Origin of the sequence: Streptomyces sp. SID11385 (assembly GCF_010548245.1) — a bacterium.
Taxonomy (GTDB): Bacteria; Actinomycetota; Actinomycetes; order Streptomycetales; family Streptomycetaceae; genus Streptomyces.
In genome coordinates this window covers 1-9,203 of sequence record NZ_JAAGLR010001028.1, presented here as the reverse complement: position 1 = coordinate 9,203, position 9,203 = coordinate 1, and the positions used below count along the sequence as shown (strand labels likewise).

The following is a 9,203-nucleotide window of genomic DNA, read 5'->3' as shown; positions in this document are numbered from 1 at the left end:
AGACGGCGGTGAGCCGGGTCTCGGGGCCCGCGGCGAGAACGCGCGCGTGCATCGTGCGGGCCCAGGGGCCCGCGCCGACGAGTCCGACGCGGACCGGGGCCGGGTTCCCGGCGGTGGGGGCGGCGGGGTCGTGCATGGTGTTCTCCGGGTGGTACGGGCGTGCCCGCGAGGTCAGCGGGCGGCGCCGGTGGTGGCGCGGGTGAGCGCGTGCAGGCGCGCGTCGGCCCGCTCGGGTGCGTAAAGGTGGTCCACGACCATGATCGCGGCGCCCAGGAGGCCCGCGCGGTCGCCGAGTTCGGAGGTGAGGACCTGGAGGTGGGCGGTGGTGCGGGGCATGGCGCGCTGGTAGAGCAGTTCGCGTACGCCGGTGAGGAAGGGGGTGCTCGCGAGGTCGCCGCCGAGGACGAGCACCCCGGGGTTGAGGAGGGTGACGACCGTGACCAGGACCTCGCCGATGCGCTGCCCGGCGCGGCGGCTCAGGCGCACCGCGTCCGGTTGCCCGGCGGCGAGGAGGGCGCGCACGTCGTGCCCGGATGCGGTCGGCACGCCCGCCTCCGTGAGCTGGGTGGCGATGGCGCCGCCGCTCGCGACCGCGGCGAGGCAGCCGGGGGAGCCGCACATGCAGACGACGTCGGGCCGGTCGTGCAGCCGGATGTGCCCGATGTCGCCCGCGCCGCCGTCGATGCCCCGGTAGAGGGCGCCGTCCACGACGACGCCGGCGCCGATGCCGGTGGACGCCTTGACGAAGACGAAGGCGCGGCAGTCGGGATGGAGGGCGCGCTGCTCGCCGAGTGCCATGAGGTTGGCGTCGTTGTCGACGAAGACCGGCAGCGGTTCCTCGCGCGGTGCGGCGTCGACGTGGGCGGCGTAGTACTCGCGGAAGCGTTCGCGCAGCGGGTAGCCGTCCCAGCCGGGCATGATGGGCGGCTGCACGAGCAGGGCGCGCTCCCAGTCCACGGGGCCCGGCACGCTCAGGCCGACGCCGCAGACGCGTTCGGGCGCCTGGCCGCTCGCGTCGAGCAGCATGGCGAACCAGCGGGCGAGCCGGTCGAGGACCACGTCGGGTCCCTCCGCTATCACCAGGGCGTCGCGGTGCTCGGCGAGGACCGTCCCGGCGAGGTCGACGACGGCGGCGCGGGCGTGCCGGGTCTCCAGGTCGGCGACGAGCACGACCGCGTGCCCGGTGTCGAACTCCAGCCGCGCGGAGGGGCGGCCGCCGGTGGAGGTGCCGCTGCTGCCGCGCAGCCAGCCGACGGCGAAGAGCTGGTCGAGCCGGTGGCCGACGGTGGAGCGGGAGAGGCCGGTGGCCTCCTGCAACTCCCCGCGCGTGGTGGCCGCGCCGCCGCGGATCAGCCCCAGCAGGTGCCCCGCGCTCGCCTGGGTGTGCGCCATCAGCGTCCTTCGTCCCCCTCGATCGTGGCCGGGGCCTCCCCCCGGCGCTCGCCGGTCAGCATGCCGCGCCCTTGTTACGGGCCCGGGGCGGCCCCGTGTCCCCGGGGTCGCCCCGTCCATGATCCACGGCCGCGGCGCCCGGCAGACAGTACCGCCGGGCATGGGCGCTCCGGGACCCTCCTAGCCCTTGTCAGCGCCCGCCGTCAGGCCCTCGGTCAGCATCTTCTCCGCCGCGAAGAACAGGACGACGACGGGGATGGTGAGGACGACCGAGCCGGCCATCAGGACCGTCTTGGACACCTCGATGCCGTTGGCGAGCTGCTGGAGTCCGAGGGAGACGGTCCACTTGCCGGGGTCGGCGGCCAGGAAGAGGAGCGCGAACAGGAACTCGTTCCAGGCGATCATGAACACGTACAGCCCGGTGGCCATGAGGGTGGGCAGGGCCAGCGGCAGGATGATCTTGCGGACCGTCTGGAGCCGAGAGGCGCCGTCTATCGCCGCCGCCTCCTCGATGCTGTACGGGATGGTGACGAAGTAGTTCTTTAGCATGTAGATCGACACCGGCACGGTCTGCGCGATGTAGACGACGGCGAGGCCGACGAGGCTGCCCGAGAGGCCCATCTTCGCGAACATGACGAAGAGCGGGACGGCGAGCAGGGTGGCCGGGAAGAGGTAGACGGCGAGGAAGAGGGCGCCGACCTGCCGGTTGCCGAAGAACTTGAGCCGGCTGACCGCGTAGGCGCCCGGAACGGCCGCCGCGAGGGTCAGCAGCACCGTCGCCACGGCGACGAGCGCCGAGTTCAGGAGCATCCCGAGGAAGCCCTGTCCGCCCTCGGAGGTGGGCTTGAGGACGCTCTCGTACGTGGCGAACGTGAACTCGCGGGCGCTGATCCACAGCCGCCCCGGGTCGAGCAGCAGCGCGTCGATGGGCTTCAGCGACAGCAGCAGCATGTAGTAGAAGGGCACGATCGTGATGAGTGCCAGGAACAGGATCACGACCCAGCGCAGTACGCCGAAGAGGCGTTCCTCGAACTGGGCGCGGGTCATGCGGGACGCGCGGCTCATGCGGACTCCTCCTGCACCTTCTTGGCGAAGAACTTGAAGTAGACGCCCAGCAGGAGCATGAGCACGACGGCCAGCACGAGCGCCTGGGCGGAGGCGGCCCCCACGTCGAAGCGCGAGGTGAGGAAGTCGTAGACGCGCACGGCCACCACGTCGGTGCCCGAGCCGCCGCCGGTGAGCAGGTACACGTCGTCGAACTTGTTGAACGTCATGATGAAGCGCAGCACGCTCAGCAGCGCGATGACCGGCATGAGCTGCGGCAGCAGGATGTGGCGGAAGCGCTGGGTGGGTGTCGCGCCGTCCACGCGGGCGGCTTCCTCCAGCGAGTCGGGCACGGCCTGGAGCCGGGCCAGCAGGAAGAGGAAGGCGAAGGGGAAGTAGCGCCAGGTCTCGAAGGCGATGACCGTCAGGAGCGCCAGCGGGATGTCGAAGTGCGCGCCGAGCAGGCTCACTTCGTAGGACCGTGTGGACAGGAAGGCGATCGGGTCGTCCCAGCCGAAGAGCTTGCGGCCCCACTCGTTGACGATGCCGTACTGCGGGCTGAGCGCGACCTCCCACACGAAGGAGACGGCGACGACGGGTGCCACGTAGGGCAGCAGCATCGCGGCGCGCAGCAGGCCCCGGCCGCGGAAGGGCCGGCGCAGGGCGAGGGCGGCGACGAGACCGAGGATCACGGAGCCGGCGGTGGCGCCGACCGTGTAGGCGAGTGTCGTGCCGAGGCTGCTCCAGAAGCCGGGCGAGCCGAAGACCTGGGCGAAGTTGTCGAGCGTCCACCGGCCGAAGAGCCCGTTGTCCTGGATGTCGACCAGCTTGGCGTTCTGGAAGGCGAGCAGGACGGTCCACAGGATCGGCACGATCACCACCACCAGCACCACGAGGAAGGTGGGGGTGACGAAGGCGATGCCGGAGCGGTTCTCCCGCTGGCTCGCGGTGCGCGGGGTGGCGCGGCGCTTCGTCGCGTCGCGCGGGGTTGTGCTCATGGGGTTACCTCAAGGGGGAACGGCCTGGGGGGAGGGGCGTGCGGGGGAGGCGGGCGGTGGAACCGGCCGGGGGAGGGCGGGTGGCGGACGCCCGCGGTGCCCGGGGCGAGGCGCGTCCACGAGGCCCGTCCCCCGGCACCGCGCGGGGCGTCACTGGAGGGACTTGCGCAGGGCCTCGACCTCGGAGGCGGCCTCCTCGGCCGCCGCGTCCGGGGACTCCTGGCCGCCGGTCATCGCGCCGATCGCCTTGGCGACGGGGAGTTCGCCGTTGGTCGCGCCCACCAGGGTGCCCTGTCCCTCGGTGAGGCCCCAGCGGCGCATCCCCTTGATGCCGTCGAGGAGCTGATCGGTGAGGCCGTCGGGGTACGCCTGCTTCAGCGAGCGCCGCTTGTCCACGCCCATGTCCGCCTCGCGCCAGGCGGTGCGGAAGACGTCCGGGTCCTTCGGGGTGCCGCTGCGGACCGGGATCTTGCCCTCGGGGGCCATGCCGAACCAGTCCGCGTAGCCCTTGCCCATCATGTAGTCGACGAAGGAGCGCGAGGCGGCGGTCTCGGCGGTCCGGGTCACCGCCCAGGAGGTGATCTCGCCGAACTGGGCGGGCTGTTGGGCGTCGGGGCCCTGGAGCGCGGTGACGATGCCGGTGTTGCGGGCGAGGAAGCCCGGGTCCTTCTTGCACTGCGGACAGCTCGGGAGCGCGTCGGAGCGCAGCCCGGCCAGCTCGTCGAGCAGGAAGGAGGACCAGACCATCATCGAGGAGCGGCCCGCGAAGTAGGTGGCGCGAGTGGTGTCCACGCTCTGGGTGCCCGGGGCGCCGTGTTCACGGGCCAGGGTGTCGTAGGCCTTGAAGGCGGTGCGGCAGGCCGGGGAGTCGAGGGTGACCTCGCCCTTGTCGTTCACGAGGCGGCAGCCGTTGGCGAGGGCCAGGTCCTCGAAGCTCTGCTGCGTGAAGACGTCGGAGGGATCGGTGGCCAGTGACATGCCGTCCATGTCGCCCTTGTCGAGCTTCGCCGCCGCCTTGAGGGCGCTCGCGTAGCTCGTGGGCGGCTTGAGCCCCGCCTTGGCGAAGAGGTCCTTGCGGTAGACGAGCAGTTGCAGCCAGGCGTCGGAGGGGACGGCCAGCCGCTTCTCGCCGTCGGCGGTGAGCGAGAGGGCGTTGGACTGGAAGGTCTTCGGGTCGAGATCCGAGACGATCTTCCGGGTCACGTCCGTGTTGAGCAGCCCGTTGCCGTACATCTGCCAGACCTGGCCGAGCGGGACCGCGCCGATGACGTCCGGCAGCTTCCCGGCCGCCGCGGCGGACATGATGAGCTGCGGCAGTTGGGCCTCGTCCACGCCGACGAGGTCGACGTGCACGCCCGATTCCTTCTCGTAGCGCTGTACGACCTTCTTCGTGACCGCCATGCGAGGCGGCAGGTTCTCCTGCGTCCAGACCGTGATCCGCTTGTCCGGCCGCTGTTCGCCCGAGTTCCCGCAACCGGCGAGCAGCCCGGCGACGAGGGTCGCGGCGAGCCCGGCCAGAGCTGTCCTGGTCCCTCGGGCCTTCCACACCATGCTGTTTCCTCACCCTACTTACGTTGATCGTCAACGCATCTCAGCATCACTTTTGCTTCTTGACAAGACATAAGCCTGAGATATCTTCGACGGAAGTGAGTGATCACCCGCACCACCTTCCCCTCACGACCGGAGCAGTCCCGTGGAAAGCGTCGTCCAGTTCACCGGCCCCCGACAGGTCGAGGTCGCCTCGCACGAGAGCGCCCCCCTTCCCCCCGGCCACCTGCGGGTCCGCACGCGCTACAGCGGGATATCCGCGGGTACGGAGCTGACCGCGTACCGGGGCACCAACCCCTACCTGACCCGCACTTGGGACGCCGAGGCCCGCCTCTTCCGCGACGGCGCGGCCGGTATCGAGTACCCGGTGGCCGGCTGGGGCTACTCCGAGGTGGGCGAAGTGACCGAGGTCTCGCCCGAACTCCTCGGCCGGCCCGGCGTCCCCGCGACCGGCGACCTCGTCTGGGGCATCTGGGGCCACCGCAGCGAGGGCGTCGTCCCCGTCGAGCGCATGATCGGCCACACCCTGCCGAGCGGCCTCGAACCGCTCGCCGGTGCCTTCGCCCGCGTCGGTGCCATCGCCTACAACGCCGTCCTGGCCGCCGACATCCATGTCGGCGAGGACGTCGCGGTCTTCGGGCAGGGCGTCATCGGCCTGCTCACCACCCGGCTCGCCCAGCTCAACGGCGCCCGCGTCACCGCCGTCGACGCCCTCGACGGCCGCCTCGCCACCGCCCGCTCCTACGGCGCGACCCACGCCCTCAACGCCCGCACCGACGCCGTCGCCGAACGCATCCGCGAGGCCACCGACGGCGCCGGAGCCGACGTCGCCATCGAGATCAGCGGCGCCTACCCCGCCCTGCACGAGGCGCTGCGCTCGGTCGCCGTGGGCGGCCGCGTCGTCGCCTCCGGCTTCTACCAGGGCGACGGCGCCGGCCTGCGCCTGGGCGACGAGTTCCACCACAACCGCGTCCAGCTCATCTGCTCCCAGATCGGCGGGGTGCCCCCGCAGCTCGCGGGCCGCTGGACGGTCGAACGACTCCAGCGCACCTTCCTCGCCCTCGTCGCCGAGGGCCGGGTGGACGTCTCCGGTCTCGTCAGCCACGTCGTCCCGGTCGCCGAGGCCGCCGAGGCGTACGTCCTGCTCGACGAGCACCCGGCCGACGCGCTCCAGGTCGTTCTCAGCTTCTGAGCCCCCTTCCGGGACCACTTCCCGGACCGCGCCGGGCGGGGCGGACAGCCCTTCCTCCCCGCCCGCCGCGCGCGAACTCCCGCCCCCACGCGGTCTCCGGCCCCGCACCGGGCCCGCCCGCCCCGTACCCCCGCGTGCCGCGCCTGCGGCACGGAAAGGCCCCGTTGCCATGTTGAAGATCGCCTGCCAGGAACAGTTGCTGCCCGGGGAGAGCCTCCAGGAGAAGTGGGACTTCGCCCAGGAGGCCGGTTACGACGCCGTCGAGCTGCGCTCCCAGGGCGAGTTCCGCTTCCGCGACCGGCTCCCCGAACTGCTGCGGGCCCGCGAGGACGGGGTCGTCATGCCCACCGTGTGCGTCGAGATGCTGCACTTCTTCGCCGCCTTCGACGACGACCTGCGCCGCGACGCCCTGGAGCAGATGAAGTCGCAGCTCAGCGTCGCCGCCGAGATCGGCGCGCTCGGCGTGCAGACCCCCGCCTCCTACGGGATGTTCTCGCGCCGCCTGCCCCCCTTCGAGCCGCCGCGCTCCGAGGAGGAGGACCGCGAGATCCTGCTCTCCGGGCTCACCGAACTCGGCGAGCACGCCCGCGCCGAGGGCGTCACCCTCTACCTCGAACCGCTCAACCGGTACGAGGACCACATGGTCAACCGGCTCGACCAGGCCGCCGAACTGATCGCCGCCACCGGCCTCGACGCGGTGCGCATCGGCATCGACAGCTACCACATGAACATCGAGGAGGCCGACCCCGCCGCCGCGATCCTGGCCGCCGCCCCCTACATCGGGCACACGCAGGTCAGCGACTCCAACCGCTTCCAGCCCGGCGCCGGTCACCTCGACTGGTCCGCCTGGCTGGGCGCCCTGCACACGATCGGCTTCGACGGCTACCTCGCCGCCGAGTGCCGCCTGACGGGCGACCCCGTCGAGGCCGTCCGCTCCATCCCCGCCTTCCTGCGGAGGTCGGGGGCGTGACCGAGCCGCTCACCGCTCCCGTGCCCACCGCCGCCACCGACCTGACACTGTGGCGCGGTGCGGCACGGGTCCTGCTCCAGAACTGGCGGGGGGACTCGACCATCCCCTCGCAGGGGCTCTACCCCCACCAGTGGAGCTGGGACTCCGCGTTCATCGCCATCGGACTGCGCCACCTCTCGGTACGCCGCGCGCAGCGCGAACTGGAGACCCTGACCCTCGCCCAGTGGGGCGACGGACGCATCCCGCACATCGTCTTCAACCCCGCCGTCCCGCTCGGCGCCTACTTCCCGAGCCCCGACTTCTGGCGCTCCTCGCGGGCCGGGGCCGCGCTCGGCGCACCCCGCCACATCGAGACGTCCGGCATCGTGCAGCCACCCGTCCACGCGCTCGCCACCTGGCTCGTGCACCGCTTCGACCCGGCGCTCTCCCGGCGGCGCGGCTTCCTGGAACGGCTGCGCCCCCGGCTCGCCGCCTGGCACGACTACCTCACCATCCCGCGCGACCTCGGCGGCGGCGGACTGACGGCGGTCGTGCACCCCTGGGAGGCGGGCATGGACAACAGCCCCGCCTGGGACGCCCCCCTCTCCCGCGTCGAGCCCGCCCCGGCCGGCTCCTACCGTCGCGCCGACCTCGACCACGGCGCCTCGGCCGAACGCCCCACCGACCTCGACTACGGCCGCTACGTACGCCTCGCGGCCGACTACCGCGACGCGGGCTACCGGGACACCGCGCCACGCGCCTTCGCCGTCGAGGACCCCTGCGTCAACGCGCTGCTCATCGCCTCCGAGCACGCCCTCGCCGACATCACCGCGGAACTGGGCGGCGACCGCTCCCCGCACGAGCGGCGCGCGGCCCGCTTGACCGACGCGCTGGTGGCGCGCCTGTGGTCGCCCGAGGAGGGCATGTTCCTCAGCCGCGACCTCGGCCCGGACCAACTCCTGCCCGCGCGCAGCGCCGCCGGACTCGTGCCGCTCCTCGTCCCCGGGCTGCCCGCGCACGTGGTGGACACGCTCGTCCGCACGGCCGAGGGCGAGAGCTTCGGCCTCGGCACCCTGCCCCTGGTCCCCTCCTACGACCTGCGCGATCCCGCGTTCGACCCCTCCCGCTACTGGCGCGGGCCCGCCTGGTTCAACGTCAACTGGCTGCTGGAGCGCGGACTGCGCCTGCACGGCCGCACCGACGAGGCCGACGCGCTGCGCGAGTCCGTGCTCCGCGCGGCGTCGGCCAGCGGCTTCGCCGAGTACGTCGACCCGTACACCGGCGCGGCGCGCGGCACCCGGGCCTTCGGCTGGACGGCGGCCCTCGGCCTCGACCTGCTCGCCGCCAGGCGGTCCGGGCAGCGGCTCCCCGCGCCCCGCGAGGGCGCGGCCCCCTCCCCGGCCGCGACCCGGCCCGGGGCCCGAGAGAGGACAGCGGCATGAGCACCACCGACACCACGCTCGTCCACGAGGGCACCTTCGCTGTCCTCGGCCCCGACGGCGGCCTCACCGGGCGGCGCGGCAGCAGCCCGGACGGCCTCTTCCGCCGCGACGCCCGCCACCTCAGCCGGTACGAGCTGACGGTGGACGGCGAGGCCCCGCAGGTCCTCGTCCCGCTGCGCGAGGAAGACGGCGGCGCCACCTGCGTGCTCGCCCCGGCCGGTACTCGCGACACCCCGCCCGCGCACACCGTCGTCCGGGACCTCGCCCTCGCCTCGGGGGCCCTCGTGGAGCGGATACGGCTCGTCAACAACGGTCCCCGGCCGCGTACCGCGCGCCTCGCCCTCCTCGTGGACGCCGACTTCGCCGACCAGTTCGAGCTGCGCTCGGACCACCGCGTCTACGCCAAGGACGGCGCGCGCCGCACGGTGCGCGCCGAGGCGGCGGGCCCGCGCTGGACCTACACGCGAGGCAGCTGGGAATCGGTCACCACCGTCACCGCCTCCCCGGCACCCGCCGCCGTCGAGGAGGCCGGGCCCACCGCCCGGCGCCTGCTGTGGGACCTCGACCTGCCCGCGCTCGGCGCGGCGGAGGTCCTGCTGCGCGTCGAGGCACGCCCGCACGGCGCCACGGCGCCCGCG

Annotated in this window: 8 protein-coding genes and 1 pseudogene; 4 read left to right on the top strand and 5 right to left on the bottom strand. The window is 73.0% G+C overall.

The genetic code is table 11. The features are described 5' to 3' along the window. The 5 genes and pseudogenes from G3I42_RS37990 to G3I42_RS31665 all read right to left on the bottom strand — a co-directional run. Positions 1-136 (bottom strand): annotated as a pseudogene (locus tag G3I42_RS37990) (gfo/Idh/MocA family oxidoreductase); the annotation flags it as partial. Between the two features lie 35 nt (positions 137-171). Further along, the gene (locus G3I42_RS31680; RefSeq protein WP_164291133.1) at positions 172-1,392 is read right to left on the bottom strand and encodes an ROK family protein; all 1,221 of its coding nucleotides are present in this window, start codon (positions 1,390-1,392) and stop codon (positions 172-174) included. Positions 1,393-1,572: 180 nt separating this feature from the next. Then, on the bottom strand, positions 1,573-2,457 hold the full coding sequence (locus G3I42_RS31675) for a carbohydrate ABC transporter permease (RefSeq protein ID WP_164291132.1): 885 nt from the start codon (positions 2,455-2,457) through the stop codon (positions 1,573-1,575). Beyond that, a complete protein-coding gene (locus G3I42_RS31670; RefSeq protein ID WP_164291131.1) occupies positions 2,454-3,434 on the bottom strand; it encodes a sugar ABC transporter permease in 981 nt (326 codons plus the stop codon). The genes G3I42_RS31675 and G3I42_RS31670 overlap by 4 nt, the downstream gene beginning before the upstream one ends. A 150-nt stretch (positions 3,435-3,584) precedes the next feature. After that, the gene (locus tag G3I42_RS31665) at positions 3,585-4,985 is read right to left on the bottom strand and encodes an extracellular solute-binding protein (protein ID WP_164291130.1); all 1,401 of its coding nucleotides are present in this window, start codon (positions 4,983-4,985) and stop codon (positions 3,585-3,587) included. A 142-nt stretch (positions 4,986-5,127) separates the two neighbouring features. Between G3I42_RS31665 and G3I42_RS31660 the strand changes: the two genes are divergently transcribed. From G3I42_RS31660 to G3I42_RS31645, 4 genes are all read left to right on the top strand, one after another. Next, complete coding sequence (locus G3I42_RS31660) at positions 5,128-6,174, top strand: zinc-binding alcohol dehydrogenase (RefSeq protein WP_164291129.1); 1,047 nt, start codon at positions 5,128-5,130, stop codon at positions 6,172-6,174. A 169-nt stretch (positions 6,175-6,343) separates the two neighbouring features. Then, positions 6,344-7,144: a sugar phosphate isomerase/epimerase family protein gene (locus G3I42_RS31655; protein WP_164291128.1), complete on the top strand. Its 801-nt coding sequence runs from the start codon at positions 6,344-6,346 to the stop codon at positions 7,142-7,144. Beyond that, a complete protein-coding gene (locus G3I42_RS31650; protein WP_164291127.1) occupies positions 7,141-8,565 on the top strand; it encodes a hypothetical protein in 1,425 nt (474 codons plus the stop codon). The genes G3I42_RS31655 and G3I42_RS31650 overlap by 4 nt, the downstream gene beginning before the upstream one ends. Next, a partial coding sequence (locus G3I42_RS31645; protein ID WP_275405312.1) for a glycogen debranching N-terminal domain-containing protein occupies positions 8,562-9,203 on the top strand: 642 nt, incomplete at its 3' end. The genes G3I42_RS31650 and G3I42_RS31645, both read left to right, overlap by 4 nt.

Coding starts and splice junctions, on each gene's coding strand:
- G3I42_RS31675 (WP_164291132.1), bottom strand. CDS start 2,457: ATGAGCCGCGCGTCCCGCATGACCCGCGCCCAGTTCGAGGAACGCCTC.
- G3I42_RS31655 (WP_164291128.1), top strand. CDS start 6,344: ATGTTGAAGATCGCCTGCCAGGAACAGTTGCTGCCCGGGGAGAGCCTC.
- G3I42_RS31670 (WP_164291131.1), bottom strand. CDS start 3,434: ATGAGCACAACCCCGCGCGACGCGACGAAGCGCCGCGCCACCCCGCGC.
- G3I42_RS31680 (WP_164291133.1), bottom strand. CDS start 1,392: ATGGCGCACACCCAGGCGAGCGCGGGGCACCTGCTGGGGCTGATCCGC.
- G3I42_RS31665 (WP_164291130.1), bottom strand. CDS start 4,985: ATGGTGTGGAAGGCCCGAGGGACCAGGACAGCTCTGGCCGGGCTCGCC.